The 20,860-nt window shown below is 69.1% G+C and carries 21 protein-coding genes; 10 read left to right on the forward strand and 11 right to left on the reverse strand.

What is annotated here, in order from left to right:
• Positions 1–49: 49 nt before the first annotated feature.
• Both RF644_RS07525 and RF644_RS07530 read right to left on the reverse strand, forming a co-directional pair.
• Entirely contained in the window at positions 50–1,351 is a 1,302-nt protein-coding gene (locus RF644_RS07525) for an AI-2E family transporter (RefSeq protein WP_368796057.1), read from the reverse strand.
• A gap of 140 nt (positions 1,352–1,491) precedes the next feature.
• A complete protein-coding gene (locus RF644_RS07530; RefSeq protein ID WP_368796058.1) occupies positions 1,492–2,025 on the reverse strand; it encodes a hypothetical protein in 534 nt (177 codons plus the stop codon).
• A gap of 852 nt (positions 2,026–2,877) precedes the next feature.
• Here RF644_RS07530 and RF644_RS07535 point away from each other — a divergent pair.
• Positions 2,878–3,288 carry a four-helix bundle copper-binding protein gene (locus RF644_RS07535; protein WP_368796173.1) on the forward strand — a complete coding sequence of 137 codons (411 nt, stop codon included), beginning with the start codon at positions 2,878–2,880 and terminating at the stop codon, positions 3,286–3,288.
• 139 nt (positions 3,289–3,427) lie between these two features.
• Positions 3,428–3,955, forward strand: coding sequence for a hypothetical protein (locus RF644_RS07540; RefSeq protein WP_368796059.1), 528 nt, complete (start codon positions 3,428–3,430; stop codon positions 3,953–3,955).
• Positions 3,956–4,045: 90 nt separating this feature from the next.
• Here the strand turns inward: RF644_RS07540 and RF644_RS07545 are convergent, their stop codons facing one another.
• On the reverse strand, positions 4,046–4,984 hold the full coding sequence (locus tag RF644_RS07545) for a metallophosphoesterase (protein WP_368796060.1): 939 nt from the start codon (positions 4,982–4,984) through the stop codon (positions 4,046–4,048).
• A gap of 325 nt (positions 4,985–5,309) precedes the next feature.
• Here RF644_RS07545 and RF644_RS07550 point away from each other — a divergent pair, with 325 nt between their 5' ends.
• Positions 5,310–5,735 (forward strand): hypothetical protein, encoded by a 426-nt coding sequence (locus RF644_RS07550; RefSeq protein WP_368796061.1) that lies wholly within the window; start codon positions 5,310–5,312, stop codon positions 5,733–5,735.
• Positions 5,736–5,831: 96 nt separating this feature from the next.
• Here RF644_RS07550 and RF644_RS07555 read toward each other — a convergent pair whose 3' ends face one another.
• Both RF644_RS07555 and cls read right to left on the reverse strand, forming a co-directional pair.
• Positions 5,832–6,251 carry a hypothetical protein gene (locus tag RF644_RS07555; RefSeq protein ID WP_368796062.1) on the reverse strand — a complete coding sequence of 140 codons (420 nt, stop codon included), beginning with the start codon at positions 6,249–6,251 and terminating at the stop codon, positions 5,832–5,834.
• Positions 6,252–6,449: 198 nt separating this feature from the next.
• Positions 6,450–7,934: a cardiolipin synthase gene (cls, locus tag RF644_RS07560; protein WP_368796063.1), complete on the reverse strand. Its 1,485-nt coding sequence runs from the start codon at positions 7,932–7,934 to the stop codon at positions 6,450–6,452.
• A gap of 340 nt (positions 7,935–8,274) precedes the next feature.
• On the opposite strand from cls, the gene RF644_RS07565 reads away from it, so the two are divergent.
• The 7 genes from RF644_RS07565 (at position 8,275) to RF644_RS07595 (ending at position 16,159) form a co-directional block, all read left to right on the forward strand.
• Positions 8,275–8,838 carry a hypothetical protein gene (locus tag RF644_RS07565; protein ID WP_368796064.1) on the forward strand — a complete coding sequence of 188 codons (564 nt, stop codon included), beginning with the start codon at positions 8,275–8,277 and terminating at the stop codon, positions 8,836–8,838.
• Between the two features lie 158 nt (positions 8,839–8,996).
• Positions 8,997–9,416: a VOC family protein gene (locus tag RF644_RS07570; protein ID WP_368796065.1), complete on the forward strand. Its 420-nt coding sequence runs from the start codon at positions 8,997–8,999 to the stop codon at positions 9,414–9,416.
• 151 nt (positions 9,417–9,567) lie between these two features.
• Positions 9,568–9,945, forward strand: a complete 378-nt coding sequence (locus RF644_RS07575) for a hypothetical protein (RefSeq protein WP_368796066.1) — start codon at positions 9,568–9,570, stop codon at positions 9,943–9,945.
• A gap of 474 nt (positions 9,946–10,419) precedes the next feature.
• Positions 10,420–11,844, forward strand: a complete 1,425-nt coding sequence (locus RF644_RS07580; RefSeq protein ID WP_368796067.1) for a hemolysin family protein — start codon at positions 10,420–10,422, stop codon at positions 11,842–11,844.
• Positions 11,841–12,872, forward strand: a complete 1,032-nt coding sequence (locus tag RF644_RS07585; RefSeq protein ID WP_368796068.1) for a hemolysin family protein — start codon at positions 11,841–11,843, stop codon at positions 12,870–12,872. The genes RF644_RS07580 and RF644_RS07585 overlap by 4 nt, the downstream gene beginning before the upstream one ends.
• 236 nt (positions 12,873–13,108) lie before the next feature.
• Complete coding sequence (locus tag RF644_RS07590) at positions 13,109–14,449, forward strand: hemolysin family protein (RefSeq protein WP_368796069.1); 1,341 nt, start codon at positions 13,109–13,111, stop codon at positions 14,447–14,449.
• A gap of 378 nt (positions 14,450–14,827) precedes the next feature.
• Positions 14,828–16,159, forward strand: a complete 1,332-nt coding sequence (locus RF644_RS07595; protein ID WP_368796070.1) for a TerC family protein — start codon at positions 14,828–14,830, stop codon at positions 16,157–16,159.
• Between the two features lie 130 nt (positions 16,160–16,289).
• Here RF644_RS07595 and RF644_RS07600 read toward each other — a convergent pair whose 3' ends face one another.
• The 6 genes from RF644_RS07600 to RF644_RS07625 form a co-directional block, all read right to left on the reverse strand.
• On the reverse strand, positions 16,290–16,478 hold the full coding sequence (locus RF644_RS07600; RefSeq protein ID WP_368796071.1) for an alpha/beta fold hydrolase: 189 nt from the start codon (positions 16,476–16,478) through the stop codon (positions 16,290–16,292).
• A 148-nt stretch (positions 16,479–16,626) separates the two neighbouring features.
• Positions 16,627–17,091, reverse strand: coding sequence for an ester cyclase (locus tag RF644_RS07605; RefSeq protein ID WP_368796072.1), 465 nt, complete (start codon positions 17,089–17,091; stop codon positions 16,627–16,629).
• 34 nt (positions 17,092–17,125) lie between these two features.
• Positions 17,126–17,716 (reverse strand): cupin domain-containing protein, encoded by a 591-nt coding sequence (locus tag RF644_RS07610; RefSeq protein WP_368796073.1) that lies wholly within the window; start codon positions 17,714–17,716, stop codon positions 17,126–17,128.
• 182 nt (positions 17,717–17,898) lie between these two features.
• A complete protein-coding gene (locus RF644_RS07615) occupies positions 17,899–18,714 on the reverse strand; it encodes a hypothetical protein (protein ID WP_368796074.1) in 816 nt (271 codons plus the stop codon).
• A gap of 547 nt (positions 18,715–19,261) precedes the next feature.
• Positions 19,262–19,522 (reverse strand): hypothetical protein, encoded by a 261-nt coding sequence (locus RF644_RS07620; RefSeq protein ID WP_368796075.1) that lies wholly within the window; start codon positions 19,520–19,522, stop codon positions 19,262–19,264.
• 318 nt (positions 19,523–19,840) lie between these two features.
• Positions 19,841–20,824 carry a universal stress protein gene (locus tag RF644_RS07625; RefSeq protein WP_368796076.1) on the reverse strand — a complete coding sequence of 328 codons (984 nt, stop codon included), beginning with the start codon at positions 20,822–20,824 and terminating at the stop codon, positions 19,841–19,843.
• Positions 20,825–20,860: the final 36 nt, after the last annotated feature.

Genomic DNA, 20,860 nt, shown 5'->3' on the forward strand with positions numbered 1-20,860 from the left:
TCTGTCAAGGGACTGGAGCCCGGTAAGCCCCCGGCGCCGTGCCCGTGTGTCACTGTGTGGTGTTCCGCTCCTCGCCGCGGGCGCGGGTGCGTCGGCGTTCCAGTGTCCGGGTCCGGTGGAAGCGTTCCAGCTGTGCCAGGAGCTGCTCGCGGGTGGCCTCGTGGCCGCGGGCGTGGCGGCGGATCTCCCAGGGGTAGTAGAACGGTTGGGAGGCGATCTGCTCGTCGGTGCGCCAGGCCCCGGCGATGAAGTAGCGCACCACCGTGTTGGCGAACGCCAGGGCCGGCACCGCGAACAGCGCCCCGGCGATGCCGTAGAGGATCGACCCGGTGGCCACGGCCAGGAACACCGCCAACGGGTGCAGGGACACCGCCTTACCCAGGATCAGCGGCTGCAGCACGTTGCCCTCCAGCTGCTGAACGAGGATCACCACGCCCAGCATCAGCAGCGCGTTCGTCGTCCCGTTGGCCACCAGCGCCACCAGCACCGCCACCGCCCCGGTGGCCACCGCCCCCACGATGGGAATGAAGGAACCCAGGAACACCAAGATCCCGATCGGCAGAGCCAGCGGCACTCCGAGCAGGGCGGCCCCGGTGCCGATGCCCACCGCGTCGATGGCGGCCACCAGCCCTTGGGCGCGGGCGTACTGGACCAGGGCCTCCCAGCCGTGCCGGCCCGCGCCGTTGACCGCCCGGCGGGCGGGCACCGGGAAGAGCCCGACGACGAACAGCCAGATCCTCTCCCCGTCGGCCAGGAAGAACAGCAGGGTGAAGAGCAGGATGAGGATGCCGGTGAGCAGGTGCCCGGCCGTGGCCCCGAAGGACAGCGCCCCGTCCAGCAAGGCCTGGCTGTTGTCCTGGACGGTGGCCCCGAAGTCGGTGACCCAGTCCTCCAGGTCCGCCGTGCCGAAGTTCAACGGCGTGTCCTGCAACCGATCCAGCAGCTGCCCGGCGCCGACCACCACGCTGCCGGAGAGCTCGGCGAAACCGACCACGATCTGCTGCCCGGCCAGCACCAGCAGCCCCACGACGACGCCGACCAACCCCAGCACGGTGGCCCCGGCGGCCACCCCGGCCGGCACCCGGTGGCTGCGCGCCCACTTCGTGAGAGGGAAGAGCAGACCGGCCAGCAGGCCCGCCAGCAACACCGGGACGACCACCACCGTGACCGTGGAGAGCAGGTAGCCCAGCACCCCCACCCCCGCGGCCACGACCAGCAGCCGCCAGGACCAGGCCGCGGCCACCCGCACCGGCACGGGCACCCCTGCCGCAGCACTGCCGTGCATCAACGGCAGCTCACGATCGGGCCCCGGGTCGGTAGGACGCTGCGCGCCGCGGGCTGTCGAAGGCATGGGCGGATCCTGAAACGATCATCGCTCAGTACGCCCTGGGGGCGCTGAACGGCAATGGGGTGGGCGCGCGAGGCGGTCCCGAACTGGGCACCCGGTGCGGGACCGCCCCCTGGGGGTGGCTGGTCAGCGCCGGCTGCGGGTCACTCCTCTTCGAGGATCTCCCCGCTGGTGGCCATGATGTAGGGCTCGCCCACGTAGTCGGCGTAGAGCTCGTCCTCCAGGTCGATGCCGAGCTCCTCCTCGGTGGCGGCGATGTCGAAGTCCTGGGCGACCGTGCCGGTCACCTCCACCACCTGGCCGTCGTCCAGGGGCGGGATCTCCTGCTCCTCGACGATCAGCAGTGGATCCACCGCTGTGCCGGCGGCACCGGCGATCACGAATGTGTCGGTCGACAGCGTCTCGGTGACCTCGGCCGAGACGGTGACCTCCTGGCCGGCGTAGGTCTCGCTCTCGTCGTAGAAGGCCTGGTCATAGGGCCCGACGTAACCGGCTCCGACCTCCGGATCCGTCTCCTGCGGGGCCGGGGAGGACTCCAGGACCTCACCCTCGGTGACGTCCTCGACGTCGGTGCCCTCCTCGGGGCCCTCGGTGTTGCACCCGGCCAGTCCGAGGCCGGCGACGGCGACGATGCCGGCGGCCATCGCCCGGGTGCTGCGTCGATCTCGTGTCCTCATGATGTGCCTCCTGAGTCGTGATCGTTCTCGCCGAGGGGCTGATCGATCAGCCTCCCCGACCTGATGCCCATCGACCCTAGGAAGGCTGTTCACCCGGATGCAAGGAACATCCCGCCCTTCTGCGCGTCTTCCGACCGCACCGTGAGGAAATCGTTATGCCTAGTCATCGAGCAATGGGCGACGCATTTCCCCGAAAAATGCTTACCCCCGACCTTCGTCGACTGCAGGCCGGCGCCGTCCTTGAGGCCGTTGAGCTGAGGCGGGCCGGTGCGGTTCAGTTGCTGACGGCGGGGGCGTCAGTGACGTGGCGGGTGTCGAGCAGCTGGGTGACGGCGAAGGCGGCGGCGTCGTGAGCCCAGCCTTGATGCCTCGGTGTCCGACAGCACCTGACAGCGGGGCGAACGCCCTGCGGGTGTAGCGGATGTGAAATGACGGTTAGCCGCAATCGGCGGGCACTCACTCCTGCCGACGCCCCCGTCCTGGTGTCAGCGCTGGGCAGTACGAGCACGGTCAGCACGGCCGAACCGGACCGGCCAGAGCACTGCCGTTGATCACTTGGGGCCGCCTGCTCCTTGGCCTCCGAGCTCCGGATGAGCACGGTGGGCGCACCCGATCGGGGATTGGCCTGGCCACGCGGCGCCCGGTCCGGATTTTCCAACGGGTGCCGTGATCTCACATGTCCTATCTCTTGTTTCCCTGAGCGGAGTCTGTCAGTCCCCTGACCTGGGCCGGGAGCGGTTCCCCTGCCCCGCCGCCGCGGGCTACGGTCGGATGTGTGCGGGGTGGCGGGGTCCACCGGCTCGGGCCCAAGGATTGCACCCATGACTACTGGGGCCGGGGCGAAGGAGAGTGATTCTGATGCACGTGGCATCGATGCTCACCCACTACCCGAAGGACCTCGGGACGGTGGACGAGGTGAAGCTGGCGGCCTGTATCGCCGCCTGCTTTGAGTGCGCTCAGACCTGCACGGCGTGTGCCGATGCGTGCCTGTCCGAGGACGCGGTGGCGGAGTTGACCCAGTGCGTGCGCACCACCCTGGACTGCGCGGATCTGTGCGCTGCCACCGGCAAGATCCTCTCCCGGCACACCGGCTACGACGTCAACATCAACCTGGCCGCGCTACGGGCCTGCTGGATGGTGGCCAAGGCCTGCGCCGAGGAGTGCGAAACCCACGCGGGGCGGCACGAGCACTGCCGCATCTGCGCCGAGGCCTGCCGCCGCTGTGAGACCGCGTGCATGGACCTGATCACCGCGCTGGGCTGACCGGAGGACCAAGCATCACCGACCCGAGGATCCCGGTCCAGGTCCGGTCCGAATCTGACGGCCCAGTAACGGATCACCCGCACGGGGCAGTACCTCGGCGAGAACCCAATGCGCCGCTTCGACGACGAGGAGGAACACCATGACCACCACCCAGCACCATCGTCGAGCACGAAGGCTCGCCGGCGCCCTGGTCCTGGCCGCCGCCGGGGTGAGCACCGGGTGCGGTGCTGGCGACCCCCCGCAATCCGTCCCGGAGACCGAAGCCAGTCCGGCCCAGCCGGCGCAGACCCCGGGGGATCAAGCCACCGTCGCCTACACCGGGGCCTACGACGAGAACTTCCGCACGGAGGCGGCTTCCTACGCCGGGCAGCAGGTGACCCTCAGCGGGGAGGTCGCCGATCTGGTGCCCTCCCGCTCCGCGTTGGTCCTCGCCGACCCCGAGAACCCGGAGGTGGACCCGTTGCTGGTCAGCGCCCGGTACACCTTCTCCGAGGTTGAGGAAGGTGCCGTCGTGGAGGTCACCGGCACCGTGCGGGAGGACTTCACTGCACCGGTCGTGGAGGAAGCCGTGGAGGGTGATGAGGAATCCGGTTTCTACGACCGTCACCTCGGGCAGCCCTACCTGGACGAGGCCGAGGTAAGCGCCACCGAACCGGCCGAGCAGTGACCGGGCGTCGGTGAGCCACCGGGCCGGTGGAGCCTGGCACAGGTGCTGGCACGGCCCGGGGCAAGCCGCTGCGCCCCGGGCCGACGGCGCTCAGGCGGAGTGCAGCTCAATCGTCAGCAGCTGAGGCGGGGCGTTGATCCGCACCGGGGCCAGGCTGAACCCGATCCCGCAGGTCACGAACATCTCGTTGCCCTCGGCCCCATAGCCCTGGGGGGCGAAGCCATCGGCAACGATCTCTTCTTCCTCGGTCAGCCCCAGGTAGGACCACCGGGACAGCAGGGGCACCGCGATCTGCCCGCAGTGGGTGTGCCCGGCCACCGCCATCGGGGCGGCACCGGCGTCCAGGTCGGGGAAAGTGGTGGGGTTGTGCATCATCACCAGCCGGGGCGCGTCCTGCGGCACCTCGGCGAAGGCCGCCTGCGGGTCGGCCTCCCCGACGGCGGAGGGCCCTATCCCGACGATGAACAGTCCCGGTCCGGGTGCGGTGCCGGGTACCGGGACGGCCTCGTTGGCCAGCACCTCAATGCCCGCATCTTCGAAGGCGCCGGTGAGTTCCTGCACGGCCCCCACGGCGTAGTCGTGGTTGCCCATCACCGCGTACACCGGGATGTCCGCTGCGGTCAGCGGCTCGAGCAGCCCGCTCACGTGCTGGATCCGCTCTTGGAGGCCGGTTTCGCTCTGGTAGAGGAAGTCCCCGGGCAACAGCACCGCCTCCGGGTCGGCGGCCACGGTGGTCTCTACCACGCGTTCGATCATCGCGGTGTTGTCCCACCACATGCCCACCTGCAGGTCGGAGAACACCATCACCTCCGCGCCCTCCCACCCCGGGCCCAGTCCGGGGATGCGGGCCTGGATGGTCTCCTCGTCGAGGATCAACCGCGGCTCGATCGCCACCCCGTAGGTGCCCACGAGCAGACCGGACACGGCCACCCCCGCCAGCAGGCCCGTGAGGCGGCGCCGCCACCGGCCGCGCCGGTGTTCTCGGGGGCCCGGAGACCTGTGGTCGTTCCCGGCGGCTGAGGAGTTCATCGCGGTCCTCTCATCGACAACTTGAACAGTGCGCAGCAGACCCTGCGTGGGCGTCCCCGCACGGTGGTGGCCCGATTCCGCCGGCCCGCCAGCCTCACCACACGCCCAGCGCCGCCGACCGCTTCAGCGTCTCAAAACCCCAGGGAAATCCAAGCCCCTCGTGGCCGGACCTGCGGTGATATCTGATCCGGTCCGCGTCCTGGCGCCCTGTCCCGTCCCGGTCCGCCCCCATCTGGTGATCAGCTGCGGTGGTTAGGGTGGGACGACACCGGTCGAGGACAGGCCACCTTGCACATCCCGTCACTGGAGCACCGAGGAGCACGCTATGACCCACCGCACCCTGATTCCCCGCACGCTGTCCCTGTCCGCGGCCGGCCTGCTCGGGGCGCTGCTGCTGACCGGGTGCCAGGACGAGACCAAACTGACCCAGCTGGACCAGTCCGGGGTCTCCACCGAGGAACTGGTGGGCCGCGAAATGACCCTGGTCAACGAGGTGAAGGGCATCTACGGCGAGGAGTTCCTCACCATGGGGGACGAGCAGACGGTGGTGTACGTCACCGAGATGCCCGCAGATCTGCGCCCCGGCGACGAGATCGAGGCCACCGGCACCGTGGCCTCCGCCGACCTGTTCAGCGATCCCGGGGACCGCGACCGGCTGTTCCTGCTCACCGACGAGGAAACCGCCAACTACCTCGTCAACCGCGGCCCGGAACCCTACCTCACCGAGGCCACCGTCACCATCGTCGACTAGCACCTGCCCCCTCGGGGACGCCCGGGTCAGACACCCCGCCCCCGCGCACCGGGTGTGCACGGGGGCGGGGTGACGGTGCTTGCGGGGCGGCGACTATTAGGCGGGCAGTTCCTCGACCTGATCGGCGATCACGGCCAGGTCCATTTCTCGCTCGACGAGGTAGTCCAACTCGTCGTCATCGAAGTCCCAGTCCCACTCGGACTCCACGTCGGTCTGCACGATCTGACGCACCGTGCCGGTGACCTGGACCATGTCCCCGTCTTCGATGTCCTGGGCGGTCGCGTCCACCCCCACCACCGGGGTGTCATCCTCCCCGACGGTGAACAGGTTCGGGCCCAGGACCTCGGTGACCTCGTTCTGCATCGTGACGGTCTCACTGAGGATCGCGGCCTCCGCGGTGGGCCCGGCCTCCTGGGCCTCCTGGACCGGGGTCTCCTCGGCACATCCGACCATCAGAGCCGAGGCAAAAGCGGCCGCGGCCGGAAGGGCGAACTTCTTCTTCGAGCTGGTCGACATGATGTTCTCCGTTCGAGTCGATGGTTCGCTGCTGGTCCTTCCACCGTAAAAGCCGCACCTTCTCGAACTGGCCGAAACCTGTCACGCGAACATCACGAAGCCCTAGGCATCGCATGAGCGCCACCTTGTCAACCGCTCCATGTTCGAGGACTCGTCACAGACCGCCGACGAGGTCCCGCGCTGGCTGCTTCCTCCGGGTTACTGCAGGGCGGAGGTGAGCCGGGCGGTGTTGTCCAGGTACTTCTGGTACCAGGGCCTGGCCAGCCAGTCCGCCAGCTCGAGGTCGTGGCTGTGCTGCCGGTACCCGGCCACGACCTCGTCCAGACGGCCCACGAACCCCGCACCGACGACCAGGAGGTTGACCTCGTGGTCGAGCACGAAGGAGCGGATGTCCATGTTCGAGGACCCCACCACCGCGGCGTTGTCATCAATGAGCACCATCTTGGTGTGCAGCACGTAGGGGGCCCGGTAGAGGTGAATCCGGATCCCGTCCCGGATCAACCGCTCGTAGAAAGAGCGCTGAGCATGATGAGTGAGCACGTGAGTGGAGGTCTCCCCCAGGTACAGGTCCACCGTCACGCCGCGGCCCACCGCGGTGCGCAGGGAGTTGAACATCGAGTCCTCCGGCACGAAGTAGGGGCTGCACACCGTGATCCGCTCTTTGGCGGCGGCGAAGAGGTGGTTGAACAGCTGCAGGTTGGCCTCCTGGGCCAACCCCGGCCCTGAGGGCAACACCTGGCAGACCAGCTCCCCCGGGGACGGCCCGTCGGAGCTAGGTGCCGGGGCCCGGTCAGTTCCCAGGACCATCTCTCCGGTCTCGCAGTACCAGTCGGTGGCGAAGACCGCGTCCAGGTGCCCCACCGCCGGGCCGCGAACGCGCAGCACCAGATCGATCCACTGCAGCCCCTTCTTGCGGTTCTTCTTCTTGTTGTAGGAGCGGTCGATCACGTTCTGCGACCCGGTGAACGCCACCACCCCGTCCACCACCAAGATCTTGCGGTGATTGCGCAGATCCGGGCGCTGGTACTCCCCCCGCCAGGGCCGCACCGGCAACATCCGCCGCCACGCGATCTCGGCCGCCGCCAGACGGCGCACCAACTGCTTGTACCCCGGGTGCCCCGCCGCCCCGAGGTGATCCACGAGCACCCGCACCGTCACCCCTCGGGCCTGGGCCTCCTCCAGGGCCGCGATCACCGGCTCGGTCGTGGGATCGGCGACGGTGATGTAGAACTCGAAGTGCACAAAGTGCTCCGCGGCCCGGATCGCCTCGGCCAGCGCGGCCAGTGACGCGTCATAGTCCTCAAAGATCTCCAACCGGTTGTCCCCCACCACCGGGAAGGCCCCGTTGTGCCGGTTCAGCCGCGCTGTCTCGGCCAACCACCCCGGCATCGCCTCGACCTCCGGGGCCTGGGCCCCGGGGCCGTGCGCGTCGACCAACCCCGCGGCCTTGCGCTGCTTCTCCTGGCGCGCTGCGGGCAAATCTGCTCTCCCCAGGACCAGGAACACCAGCCCACCCAGGATCGGGAAGAAGAAGATCACCAGCAACCACCCCCACGCCGCCGAGGGCCGCCGGTTGTGCGGCACCACCCCCAACGCCACCAGCCGGATGACCAGGTCCACGACGAAGAAGACGACCGCCGCCCACGGGGGAACGGTGGCCCACAACAGGTGAGGGATGTCCATCCGCACACCCTACGGCCCCACCCACCACTTTCTGCCCTGTCGAGAGCACCACGCCGAGCACACCGATCTGGCCCCGGCCGCGCCGTCCCCCGACGATTCACCCTCGACCGGGCCAGCACACAGAACGCCACCGGATGACCGGCGTTAAGGACCCGGCTGAAGGTGCCCAGAACGGATCCGAGCAGATCACAGGGGTGTCACGATCCCGTGTCCGGGCTCTGTGAATCCACCGCCAGCGGTGGTGACACTCCGCGCCGCGTGCCTATGGTCAACGGCAGGAAACAGTCCAGATCAGGTCCCGGCGCACCCGACACCAGCGGGAAGCCCTAAAAGGAGAATCGTGCTACGCACCCAGCCCAAACACCTCCTCGCCGTCGCGGTGACCGCTACCGGGCTGGCCCTGACCGGGTGCACCGCCTCCGAGCCGGAACCCGACGCGCAGGCCGAGGCGTCGGTCATGAGCGCCTCGGCGGAACCGACCCCCGATCTGCTCGAGCCAGACCCGGCAGAGCCCTACACCGGGCCCTATAACGCCGACTTCGCCGCCCAGATCGGCACCTACCCCGAAACCGGAGAGATCAGCGACTACGAAGGTGTGGAAGTGATCCTGACCGGTGTGGTCCACGAAGTGATCAACCCGGTATCCGTGGCGATCGCCGACCCCCAGGACCCCTCGATCCCCCCGCTGCTGATCGTCATGGACGACGCCGATGAATCCCTCTCCGACGGCGACGCCGTGGAGGTGACCGGCACCCTACACGCCGCCTACGGTGTTCCCTCGGTGGAGGAAAACATCGGTGGACCCCCCGATGACGACGTGCTGGCACACTACGACGGGGAACCCTACGTATGGGCGACTGCAGTGAACACCCTGGCACCGTCAGCGTCGCCAACATCTGACTGAGCCCCGATCACGCCCACGACGACATCCACGGACAAGAGAACTGAAGATAGTCCTACCAGTCGGATGCCGCTAACCGGGCCATACGTAAAGCGGAAAGAGACTAGAGGAACCCCTCAGCAAGCCCGGGCGGTCACTACATGCCCTTTAGGGTGGCCCGTATGAGACCTGTGACCGTCGTCGTTTCCTTGCCCGTCGCGGATGCCGAGAGGTCGCTGCGCTTCTATCGCGACGGTCTTCAGCTGGCCGATCCCGAGATCGACGGTGGCGTGGTCGCGTTCGAACTGCCGAATCTGTCGTTGTTCTTAATCGAGCGGTCCGAGTACGCGAAGTACCTCGAACACGCCGGGGTCGGCCCGGTCGCTTCCGTGCCGGGGGCGTGCATCATCTCGTGCGCGATCGGCGGCACGGAGGAGGTGGACGACATCCTCACGCGCGCGAAGGCTGCGGGGGGTTCGATTCCGGGGCCGGCCGAGGACCATGACGGTTCATACATGGGGTACTTCAGCGACCCCGACGGCCACCTCTGGGAGCTGGTCGTCAACGCCCGCACCGAGGCCGCTGCGGGTCAATACCGCTAGGGTCGGGGACTGTCGCACCGACAGGTGACATCAGACGATGCGGCCGTCCCCTCGTAGAGGTCGACGCGATCGCGATCCGTGGAACCAGCTCGTCGCGTTCCGTGGTGAATTGATCTCGCTGTTGTCGGGTCCGGACGAAAGGAACCCCTACATGACCGCCCTTACCCTGATCGTGGGAGCAGTGCTCACACTGGCCGGGATCGCCGGCTACGCGCTCTCGGGCGCTGCCAGCCTCACCGCACTCATCCCCAGTGCTATTGGTGTGCTCCTGTTGATCTGCGGGCTCCTGGCACGGAAGGAGAGAATGCACCGGCACGCGATCCACGCGGGTCTGCTGATCGCCCTGCTGGGCGTGCTCGGATCTTTGCGGAACGTGGCGGGGATCAGCGAGGTGTTCGCCGGCACCGCTGAACGTCCCGCGGCTGTCATCCTGAGCACCGTCATGCTCGTGGTGCTCGCGCTCTATCTCGCCCTCGGCATCGGCTCCTTCATCAAGGCCCGGCGCCGGAAGGCCACACCAGGCCGGTAGCTCGCACGCGGGTGGCCAGGCGGAGCAATGATCGGCCGTCTCTTGTCCGTGTCGACGGCAGGTGACAACTGACCCCGTGACGGCAGACAGATTCAACAGTGGGTTCCAGCTGTCGTCCGATCCGGGAACCCCGCCGAACCACGACTTCCTCTTCGTACAGGGCACCATCGATCCTCGGCTGTGCCGGGCACGGCGCGCGGTGGCGCAGGGACGGCGTGAACGGTCCGTTCCTGCGAACCTGTGCGTCAGCTCAGAGTTCGGTGCTGGGACACTGTCCGGGCATGGGGGGGGCAAATAGACTGTGGGACGCATCAGAATCCCCGATCAACGGAGTGTGTGAACCACCGCTATGGGCCTACCGTCTGCCACCCCCGGGTCGTCCGACGACCCGGGCGACAGTTGTCCTTTCCCCGCAACCACTGACCCCCGCCGCAGGCTTTCGCCCGGCACCCCCGTCCCGGCGGTGGACCTGCGATGATCGCAGCAGCCCTCACCCTCCTCTTGGGCATCCTCGTGATCCTGGTGATCATCGCCGCCAACGGATACTTCGTGGCCCAGGAGTTCGCCTACATGTCGGTGGACCGCACCCGCCTCGGTGCGCGCGCCGCAGCCGGCGACAAGGCCGCCCAACGCGCCCTGAAAGTCACCCGCCGCACCTCCTTCATGCTCTCCGGGGCCCAGCTGGGCATCACCGTCACCGGCCTGCTCATCGGCTACGTCGCCGAACCCCTGGTGGGCGAGTCCCTGGGCGTGCTGCTCGGCGCCACCGGAGTACCGGCCGCGTTGAGCATCTCGGTGGGCACCGTGGTCGCCCTGGTCGTGGCCGCCGTGGTGCAGATGATCTTCGGGGAGCTGTACCCGAAGAACCTCGCGATCGCCAACGCCGAGCCCATGGCCCGGGCCCTGGCTCGTTCCACCACGATCTACCTGGCGCTGTTCGGGTGGTTGATCACGGTGTTCGACCACGCCGCCAACGCCTTGTTGCGCCTGGTGCGCGTGGAACCGGTGCACGACGTCGACACGACCGCGACCGTGGAGGACCTCGAGCGCATCGTGGCCGACTCGCGTGAGAGCGGTGACCTGCCCGAGGAGCTGTCGATGCTCATCGACCGCATCATCGACTTCCCCGACCAGGACGTCGAGCACGCCATGATCCCCCACTCCCAGGTCGGGGCCGTCTCCCCGGACACCACGGTGGGTGAGCTGCGGACCCTGATGGCCGCCGGGCACACCCGCTACCCGGTGATCTCCGAGACCGAGGAACCCCTCGGCGTCGTCCAGCTCACCGACCTGCTGCGCGGCAGCGCGCCCGAGGACGCCCCGGTCTCGACCATCATGGCGCCACCGCTGGTGCTGCCCACGCTCATGTCCCTGCCCGACGCCCTGGCCCAGCTCACGGCCTCACGCAATCAGCTGGCCTGCGTGATCGACGAGTACGGCGGCTTCGCCGGGGTCCTGACGCTGGAGGACCTGGCCGAGGAACTGGTCGGAGAGATCACCGACGAACACGACGAGGAACCCCCCGCCCTCATCACCGCCGAGCAGGACGACACCTGGCGGATGGACGGGGACATCCACGTCGACGAGGTTCAACGCGCCGTCGGCCACGAGCTGCCCGCCGGGGACTACGAGACGATCTCCGGGATGCTCATCGCCCACCGCGGGGAGCTGCCGGCCGCCGGGGACGTGGTGCGCATCGAACTGCCCGACGACCCCCGCGACCTCGTCCTGGAGGAGCCCGTGCACCGGGTGCTCGACGTCGAAGTGCTGGAACTGTCCCGGCACGTGCCCAGCGAGCTGCTCGTACGCCTGGTGGAGACCACCGCCGAGACCGCCGTCCGGGGCACCGCCCCGGCCGATGGCACCACCACCGACGCCACCCGGGAGGAGGAGCGATGAGCGACCCGCTGATCGTCACCGCTGTGACCGCGCTGCTGATCGTGCTCAGCGCGTTCTTCGTCATCATCGAGTTCGCCCTGCTGGGGGCCCGGCGCCACCGGCTCGAGGCCGAGGCCGCGACCAACCGCTCCGCCCGTGCCGCACTGCGCGGGATCAACGAGCTGACCATCATGCTCGCCGGCGCCCAGCTGGGCATTACCGCCTGCACCTTCGCCCTCGGTGCGGTCACCAAACCGGCGGTCGACGCGTGGCTGAGCCCCGTGTTCGCCTCCTGGGGCGCACCCGAAGGCCTCGCCGACGGGACCGCCTTCGCCCTGTCCCTGCTGTTCGTCACCTTCCTGCACCTGGTGGTCGGTGAGATGGCGCCGAAGTCCTGGGCGATCGCCTACCCGGAGACCTCGGCGAAGCTCATCGGGGTGCCCTCCCGCGGCTTTATCTGGGTCGTGCGGCCGCTGCTGGTGTGGGTCAACGCGATCGCCAACCGGCTGGTCTCCGCCAGCGGGGTCACCCCGGTGCACCGGGCCGCCGTCGGCGGTCAGGACGCCGACACGATCCGGCACCTGGTGGAGCACTCGGCCTCCGTGGGTGCCCTAGACTCCTCCTTCCGCACCCAGGTCTCCGGGGTCCTGGAGCTGGAGAACCTCACCGTCGAAGCGCTGATCGCCCCGGACGGGACGCCGACCACGGTGCCGGCCGGCGCCACGGCCGCCCAGGTGCAGGAGACCGCCGCCCGGACCGGGCACCTGCGCATCCTCGTGGACGACCCCGACGGCGCCGCCCCCGGGGTGGTCCACGTGCGCGACACCCTGCTGGAGCCGCCCGAGCGACCCGTCCGAGACTTGGCCCGCCCGGTGTTCGTCCTGGAGGCCGACACCCCGGTCTACGAGGCCCTGGCCCGGATCCGGGCAGCCGGGGAGCACCTCGCCGCCGTGAAGCACGACGGCCGGTTCGTCGGGGTGATCACCCTCTCCGACGTCCTGCGACGGGTGCTCCCTATGGAGCTCACCCCGGCGGCCCAGCCGGGCTGACCCAGGGCTTCGACCTGCTGCGGCGCGGTCCCCGGTGCGGTGCTCACGACCGCCCCGGGGACCGCGCCGTTACCCCGGCGCCGGGCCGATGACCCGGGTGGCGCCCCGTCCCGGCCACTGGCAGTGGTCGGGATGGTCCTGACCGGCAGGACTACAGATGGCCTCCTCACCCTCTGCCGCCCGGGCCGAACCCGGAGCAGTGGGGCTTTTCCGATCTCGATGACTGAAGGACCCTGATGGACAGCGACACATGGATCAATCTCGGACTCGTGCTGGCCTTCGTGGTGATCGGAGGTGTCTTCGCCGGCACCGAGATGGCGATCGTGACGCTGCGCGAGAGCCAGATCAAGAAGATCGAGCGCTCCGGAGGCAAGGGCGCGCGCACCGCGGCCCTGGTGCGCAACCCCAACCTGTTCCTGTCCGCGGTGCAAATTGGGGTGACGGTGGCCGGGTTCTTCTCCTCGGCCTACGGTGCGGCCACCCTCGCCCCGGACATCGCCCCGCTGATCGAACAAGCCGGGCTCTCCGAGCCCGCCGCCCAGACCGCCGCACTGATCGGGATGACCCTGGTGATCGCCTACCTCTCCCTGGTCTTCGGGGAGCTGGTGCCCAAGCGCCTGGCCATGCAGCGCTCGGTGGGCTTCACCCGGATCCTGGCCCCGCCGCTGAACCTCTTCGCGAAGCTGATGCGCCCGGTGATCTGGTTGCTCTCGGTCTCCACCAACGCGGTGGTGCGTCTGCTCGGCGGGGACCCGCACGCGCTCACCGAGGAGGTCTCCGCCGAAGAGATCCGGGAGATGGTCGTGGACACCCGCGGCATCGGCCCGGTGTCGCGGTCGATCCTCACCGACGTGTTCGAGGCCGGGGACCGGCGTCTGGCCGAGGTGATGCGCCCCCGCCCCGACGTGCACTTCCTCGACGGCACCCTGCCGGCCACCACCGCCTACCGGCGCACCCTGTCCCTGCCGCACTCCCGCTACCCGGTCAACGGGGACGACATCGACGACGTGCTCGGTTTCGTGCACATCCGCGACCTCGTGGTCGTCGACGCCGACGGGGACGGGGTGATCGAGTCCCCGCCGCGGACCCTGGCCGAAATCATGCGCCCGATCCCGTACCTGCCCGAGACCAACTCCGTGCTGCGCACCCTGCAGTTCATGCGCAAGGGCGGCCACCACATCGGACTCGTCGTCGACGAGTACGGCGGCACCGCCGGCATCGTGACCCTGGAGGACCTGGTGGAGGAGCTCGTGGGGGAGATCTACGACGAGTTCGACACCGGTGCGCGCGAGCACGAGGACACCGTGCTGCGCAAGGGCGAAGCTGTACTGGTGGACGGCGGAATCATCATCCAAGAAGTCCCCGAGGAAACCGGCCTCGTCATCCCGGAGGGCCACTACGAGACCGTCGGCGGGTTCATCATGGAGCAGCTGGGCCGGGTGGCACGCACCGGCGACGTCGTGGAGATCGACGACTACCGGCTGGAAGTCATCGGCACCGACCGCAACCGGGTGGAACGGGTACGTATCATCCGACTGCCGCAGGCAGACACCACCGCCACCGACCCAGCCGGCTGAGCCCCCGGTATGCCCAGGACCCCTATCCCAGGGGCCCGGGCTCCAGACCCAGGCCACCCCGGCCCGGACCCGGCAGGAGCTTTCCCGGCGCCGGTGGGCGGTGGTCGTCTCCGAGGTGATTGCTACGGCCCCTTCCCCGCTGACGGGACCACCCCGCCGCCGATGTGTCCTTGATCACCGGGGACGGCGCAGGCTCTCGTATACACTGGGGAACGCCTTAGGGGAGTATCCCTCAGCGCTGTGGACGTCAGTACGTCGGGGAAACGATTCCCGGCCGGACGCAGCGGTCGAGCTCGGCGCGGTAGACCCCACGGGTCCCGGCGCAGCGGCGGAGAGACTTACGGCGGTCCCGTTCCCGACCCCGAAAGCACACCTCCCATGGACGTCTCCACCACCGTGTGGGCCGTGACAATCGTCGCGATCGTCGGCCTGCTCCTGTTCGACTACGTCTTCCACGTGCGCAAGGCCCACGAGCCGCAGCTCAAAGAAGCCGCGATCTGGTCGGCGATCTACGTCGGCCTCGCCCTAGTCTTCGGCCTGTTCGTCCTCGTCCAGTGGGGTGGCCAGTACGCCGGGGAGTACTACGCCGGCTACATCACCGAGAAGGCCCTGTCGGTCGACAACCTCTTCGTCTTCCTCATCATCATGGCCTCCTTCAAGGTCCCCCGGGAGGACCAGCAGAAGGTCCTGCTGTTCGGCATCACGTTCGCCCTGATCGCCCGCACCGCCCTGATCTTCGTGGGCGCCGGGCTGATCAACCAGTTCGCCTGGATCTTCTACGCCTTCGGGCTCATCCTGCTGCTCACCGCCGGCTCCCTGATCAAGGGCGAGCTCTCCGGCTCGGCGCACGATGAGGCGGACAACTTCGTGGTCCGCCTGGCCAAGCGCTTCATCCACACCACCGACCACTACGACGGCGACAAGCTCCTCACCATCCACAACGGCAAGCGGGCGATGACCCCGATGCTGCTGGTCATGGTCGCCATCGGCGGCACCGACATCCTTTTCGCCCTGGACTCCATCCCGGCGATCTTCGGCCTGACCCAGGAGACCTACCTGGTGTTCACCGCCGTGGCGTTCTCGCTGATGGGCCTGCGCCAGCTCTACTTCCTCATCGACGGGCTGCTGGACCGGCTCATCTATCTCTCCTGGGGCCTGGCCATCATCCTCGGTTTCATCGGGGTGAAGCTCATCATCCACGCCCTGCACGAGAACACCCTGGGCTTCATCAACAACGGGCAGCATGTGGAGGTCGTGGAGATCGGCATCGGGCTGTCCCTGTCCGTGATCATCGGCGTGCTGATCGTCACGGTCCTGGCCTCGCTGGTCAGCCCCAAGGGCCGGGCCGTGCAGGTGATCGGCGGTCTGCAGACCACGGCTGAGAAGTACGTGACCCTGCCGCAGGACGCCCCGGGCGAGGAGCGTCGGAAGCTCGCCGCCAAGGCCGCCCGCTACCAAGAGCGCATGTCCTCCATCTCCCCCCGGTACCGGGAGGAGCTCATCGAATCCGAGAAGCACTTCCACGAGCTGCTGGACCGCGTCCACGGCACCCACCGCGAGTACGAGCGCACCGGGGTGGCCCCGGAACCGGAGTCCGTGCCCGCCGCGGCGGCCGAGTCCGTGGCGGGCGCCCGCGCCGACACGCAGGCGACCGCCGGGACCACGACCCCGGACACCCAGCGCGGGCCGGAGGGCACCAACACCCTCTGAGCTCGCCCCGTACAGGTAAGGGCCCGCGGGGTGTGCCACCGGGCCCCCGCCGCCACCCCGTCAGTGTGGAACGTGGACGGCGCCTGATGCCTCCAAGCGGCCTCATCTCCGGGGGCGCCTCTATCGAGGTTCAGCACCCCGCTGACCTGCACCTCTCCCCGAGGCGCTGGCCAGCCGCCAGCAGGGCCACGACGGCGCCGTAGGAGTGCCCGACCAGGTGCATGGGCCCGGTGAGCAGCTCGGCAACGTCCCCGGCGTCCACCTCGAAGTCCTCGACCTCGGCCGGCGGGTTGGGGAAGTAGCCGCGCCGGTCCACCACGACCAGGTGCCAGTGTTCCCTCAGGGGCGCGGGGCGTCCCAGGTGGCCGCCCCGCCGGTGATGCTGCCGTGGACCAGCAGCACGGGCGGGCCGGTGCCCCAGTGCTCGAGGCGGATGTCCGGCATGGGCACCTCCCGTGTCCGCGTGGTCAGCTCAGCCCGAGCTGTTCCTGCTGGGAGGCGAGATTGTAGTAGCGGCGCTCTTCCACGATCAGCCCGTCTTCGTTCAAGCGGCTGAACACGGCCATGGGGAATTCCAGCCGGCGCCCGGTCGCGGGGATCTCCCCGGTGGGCAGTGCCAGCGGCCCGTTGTGGGTGCCGGTCATGGTGGCCTCGGCCGCGGAGACCAGCCCGTCGATGAGCCTGCTGGTGAGTCGGCCGCTCAGGTCCGGGAAGGCGGTGAGGTAGTCCGTCATGTCCCGTTCGATCGCGGCCCGGCCGCGCAGGGGCTCGGGGTACTGCGGGTCGACGACCACGGCGTCCTCGGCGTAGAAGGAGATGAAGCCGGCGACGTCATGGGCGTTGATCGCCGCGAACTGCTCCTCGAGCGCCTTCCTGCTCAGCTCCCCGGAGTCCTGCTCTGGCTCTGTCGTGTCTGCGGTCGGTGCGGTCATGGCAGGCTCCTCGTGTCTGGCGTCTCGTGCCTGGTCAGCTCTGGCGGTAGTAGCGTTCCTCGAGCTCACGGTCGATACCCTTGCGCCGCGCCCGCCCCGCCAGAGCTCGTAGAGCCGGGGCGAGCAGGCGCCCGGGGCCGGGCAGGTGGATGTCGGACTCCACCAGGATCAGCGCCCCGTGGTAGAGGTTCTTCGGCCGCCCGTCCGGATGCGTCAGCCCGTCGGTGGCCATGTTCTGCAGGGTCACCAGCCACATCTCGAACCCGGCGTGGGCGGGACGGACCTCCAGCACGAAGCGCAGCGTGCGGTCCCCGGTCACCTGCCAGCCGTGCACGGCACGCGGGGGCACCACGGCCTCCTCGCCGTCGCGCAACCGCACCGGCCGACCGGCGATCCGCCCGTCGAGGGCACCCTCGAACAGGTGCAGGGTCTCGGTGTAGAGCGTGTGGTAGTGCGGGAACACCTTGATGCCCGGGGCGTATTCGGCGTAGAGCAGGCTGTACTCGCCTGCGGTCTCCTCCCCGGTGCGCACCCAGGTCAACGCGGTGCCCTGCGCTTGGTCCCGGTAGGTGGTCCGGCCGGTGCGCATCTGAGTGATCTGCTCGACGGACCAGTCCATCGTCATCGCCCCCAACCACCAGATTACGACCGTTCATGACCCGGTGTCCTAGGTCGTTTCCAGATCGCAATCTGTCCGCTTCTTCGCCTGTGTCACCCAGGGACCAGGAGGCGATGCCGGAGCCAGGGGCACCGCGGGGGCGCCGGCCGTGCGGGGTGAGTACCGGTCAATGGTGGGCGGCGCTGTGCTCAGTCGTCGGTGTGGAGGTGGCGTTGGAGCCACAGGGTGAGCCACAGTTTCAGCCGGATCTCGTCCCAGCCCGGGGCATCGACCACCAGCGCCTCGGGTCCGTACCGGTAGATCGAGGCGACACCGTCACGGTCGGTGAGCTCGGTGACCATCTGCTCCACCATCGCCGGGTGGTCCTCGGCCAGGTCGCTGCGCAGCCCGACGTCGAAGCACTCGACGTCGGCGACCACCGTCACCAGCGGCTCCTCGGACATGTCGGCCACCGGCCCTTCACCGCGCAGTGCCGTGATGATCCGCTGCACGTGCCGGAGCATTTCGGTCCCGCTCATCGGGTCGCGGCCGTGAGCGGACTGGTAGGCGCTGTAGAGCGGGATCCCGGGCAGGAAGACCTGGTGACCTCCGGCGGCGAGCACCGGGTAGTTGCGCATCGCGTAGTCGTCGATGCGGTGCTCCCCCGCCAGCCACCGCGCCTCGGGGACCGCGGTGGTAAGGAGTCGGGCGAGGTAGGAGGTGAACCCGTCGACCAACCCCAGCGCCTCGGCCGGCGGGTGAGGGTCCACCAGCATCCCGTGGCGGGCCCAACTGGGCCAGGAGGGGCGGGTCGGGTCCTCGTACAGGGGCCTGGGGTCGACGCCGAGCTCGGTGATCCGCCCGGTGATCCACTCCCACAACGGCGCGACCGATTCGACGGTGCCGTCCAGCACTGGGTCCGGGGGAAGACCATGGGCGGCCAGTGCCCGGCGCAGCCGTTGCAGGGCCCGGGGGCGTTCGGCGAGGAACTCGTCCAGAGCGTCGGCGGCCTGGCGCTGTGTCATCGACTCGTACAGCGGCTGCCCCATGGGCGTCACTGTAGTAGGCCCCCATCACCGGGAGCAGACCTCGACGACCGGCCCCACTCCCTAGGGCGGAGGTGAGGCGGCGGCCGGAGCGGGAGGACCCGCCCCAGACTGTGCCTTCCGATCCCGCACAGCCCTCAAGCGCACGGCCTCCCAGGGGGCCGTGCACCTAGGGCGCAGCAGGAGCTGTCCATCGCGGAAAAGGCCAAGGGTGCTGCTGCCCGTGAGGCGATGCTCTTGCGGCGGAACCGGATTGTCCGTCGCAACATTGGTCTTTGATACGTTGCCTGACAGCGCTGGCTCCCGGGCCAGTGCCGTCACCCTGAGGAGCCGTTCCCCAGCGGCTCGGGTGGCGCAGGCGCTTCGGCGCCGCGGAGTGCCCCGCCCTCTCCCGGGCAGGGGCGCTTCGTCGTGACAGGGGTTGATCTGCCCCCTCGGGCGGATCACCCGGCGCGAGGTCCCGCGTCTTACTCCCGGGGCCAAGCGCCGGCGCGGGAAGCACCCCGTGAACCCGGGGTCTACGTCTTCAGCGCGGATAAGCGTCGGGGGGCATGCTGATGACCTCGGCGATGTCCTCGGCATGCAACCCGGTCAGCTCCGCCAGCTCTTGGAGGGAGGCACCCGCCCGATAGGCGCGGGCGAGGGCACGGTTCCGCATGCGCACCGCGGTACCCCGCTCGAGGGAGAGCACCTGGATGCGCTCGGTCAGCTCGACAACCTCGGCCCGCAACTCCTCCCCCGCGCTCACAGGCACACCATCCTGCTCCATTACCATTTCGTTATCCATGGGCGCCAGCTTCTCATTATTGAAAGCGAATCGACCAGCACCCCAAAGCAGCCCACTGAGGTGCCCCCGATCTCCGCGCGACACCCAGGTGGACGACTCGAGATAAGCGACCGGCGATCACCGATCCAACCGGCCCTCAGGCAGAAAAGGGAACCCGACCCGGGTGCCTCCGTCCCAAGTGCCCCTTCTGCTCGGTCCCTGGGGCTGCTCGGACCCTGGAGCGTTTTTACTGGGACCGGGACAGTCGTTCCCGAGCTCGCGACCCGCTGCAGTCCCCGCCGAAGGCGGTCACCGGCGGGTCTGCTCCAGGGTGGGTGCTCACTCCTCCTTGCGGACGGGCACGACCAGCACGGGGCTCTCGCTGTCGTGGAGCACGGCCTGGGAGACGGAGCCGAGCAGCAGCCCCCGGAACCCGCCGATACCGCGGGAGCCGACCACCACCAGCTCCGCGGTCCGCGACGCGCTGGTGAGGATCCTGGCCGGAGGCCCAACGTAGAGGTGGTGCTCCACGGACAGCCCAGGGTGCTGCTGGACGAGTTCGTGGGCGATCCCGGCCAGCTTCCGATCCGACTCCTGGAAGTACCGCATCGTGTCGAACTCCTCCTGGAACCAGCCCGGAGTCTCGGAGAGCACCGCGTTGGCGGAGACCAGCGCCAGGGCACGGCCGTGGTGGTCGGCGTAGTCCGCGGCCGCCCACAGCGCAGGGCTACGGGACCCCAGAGCGTCGAGGCCCACGACCACGCGACCGGTGAAATCGACGTCCTCCGCCCCGACCGAGCCCGTAGGTTCGAGCGCGTAGTCCTCCAACCAGTCCTGGTCATCGGCGGGACGATCCCTGGCCGGGTCGGGGACGATCATCACGGGACACCTCGCGTGCGCGGCGACCGCCGCGGAGACCGAGCCGAGCCGGCCGCGCAACGCCCCACTGCGCCCCCGTTTGCCCAGAACCACCAGCGCGGCGGAATCCGAGGCCTTCACGATGGCCTTCGCAGCGTCCCCGGCCACTGCAAACGCCTCCGCCGGCACCCCAACGGCCGCCGCCACCGCGCGGGCTTCGGCGAGATGCCCGGCGTTCTCCGTCATCACCGCCCGGGTCGCGCGCATCCCCACCTCGGGATCCACCACCTCGATGCGCGGATAGGCGCCCAGCAGGCGCACTCTCCAGTGGCGGGTGCGGGCCTCCATCAGGGCCCGGTCCAGGGCGTGCCGGGCCGGGACGGAACCGTCGATGCCGACGAGCACGACGCCGTGCTCAGCACCGGCGGCCACGGGCCGGTCCTGGGCGCTGAACGGGTCGTCCATGATCAAAGCGTAAGTGATTCACGCCACATGAATCGC

This window comes from Kocuria sp. CPCC 205258 (assembly GCF_040981005.1).
GTDB classification, from domain to species: Bacteria; Actinomycetota; Actinomycetes; order Actinomycetales; family Micrococcaceae; genus Kocuria; species Kocuria rosea.

Excerpts from the sequence above, each read along its gene's own strand:
- RF644_RS07540 (WP_368796059.1), top strand. The coding sequence starts at position 3,428 with ATGACCACCACCCAGCACCATCGTCGAGCACGAAGGCTCGCCGGCGCC.
- RF644_RS07570 (WP_368796065.1), top strand. The coding sequence starts at position 8,997 with ATGAGACCTGTGACCGTCGTCGTTTCCTTGCCCGTCGCGGATGCCGAG.
- RF644_RS07590 (WP_368796069.1), top strand. The coding sequence starts at position 13,109 with ATGGACAGCGACACATGGATCAATCTCGGACTCGTGCTGGCCTTCGTG.
- RF644_RS07525 (WP_368796057.1), bottom strand. The coding sequence starts at position 1,351 with ATGCCTTCGACAGCCCGCGGCGCGCAGCGTCCTACCGACCCGGGGCCC.
- RF644_RS07610 (WP_368796073.1), bottom strand. The coding sequence starts at position 17,716 with ATGACGATGGACTGGTCCGTCGAGCAGATCACTCAGATGCGCACCGGC.
- RF644_RS07595 (WP_368796070.1), top strand. The coding sequence starts at position 14,828 with ATGGACGTCTCCACCACCGTGTGGGCCGTGACAATCGTCGCGATCGTC.
- RF644_RS07545 (WP_368796060.1), bottom strand. The coding sequence starts at position 4,984 with ATGAACTCCTCAGCCGCCGGGAACGACCACAGGTCTCCGGGCCCCCGA.
- RF644_RS07550 (WP_368796061.1), top strand. The coding sequence starts at position 5,310 with ATGACCCACCGCACCCTGATTCCCCGCACGCTGTCCCTGTCCGCGGCC.
- RF644_RS07555 (WP_368796062.1), bottom strand. The coding sequence starts at position 6,251 with ATGTCGACCAGCTCGAAGAAGAAGTTCGCCCTTCCGGCCGCGGCCGCT.
- RF644_RS07585 (WP_368796068.1), top strand. The coding sequence starts at position 11,841 with ATGAGCGACCCGCTGATCGTCACCGCTGTGACCGCGCTGCTGATCGTG.
- RF644_RS07625 (WP_368796076.1), bottom strand. The coding sequence starts at position 20,824 with ATGGACGACCCGTTCAGCGCCCAGGACCGGCCCGTGGCCGCCGGTGCT.
- RF644_RS07530 (WP_368796058.1), bottom strand. The coding sequence starts at position 2,025 with ATGAGGACACGAGATCGACGCAGCACCCGGGCGATGGCCGCCGGCATC.
- RF644_RS07575 (WP_368796066.1), top strand. The coding sequence starts at position 9,568 with ATGACCGCCCTTACCCTGATCGTGGGAGCAGTGCTCACACTGGCCGGG.
- RF644_RS07605 (WP_368796072.1), bottom strand. The coding sequence starts at position 17,091 with ATGACCGCACCGACCGCAGACACGACAGAGCCAGAGCAGGACTCCGGG.
- RF644_RS07580 (WP_368796067.1), top strand. The coding sequence starts at position 10,420 with ATGATCGCAGCAGCCCTCACCCTCCTCTTGGGCATCCTCGTGATCCTG.
- RF644_RS07620 (WP_368796075.1), bottom strand. The coding sequence starts at position 19,522 with ATGGATAACGAAATGGTAATGGAGCAGGATGGTGTGCCTGTGAGCGCG.
- cls (WP_368796063.1), bottom strand. The coding sequence starts at position 7,934 with ATGGACATCCCTCACCTGTTGTGGGCCACCGTTCCCCCGTGGGCGGCG.
- RF644_RS07615 (WP_368796074.1), bottom strand. The coding sequence starts at position 18,714 with ATGACACAGCGCCAGGCCGCCGACGCTCTGGACGAGTTCCTCGCCGAA.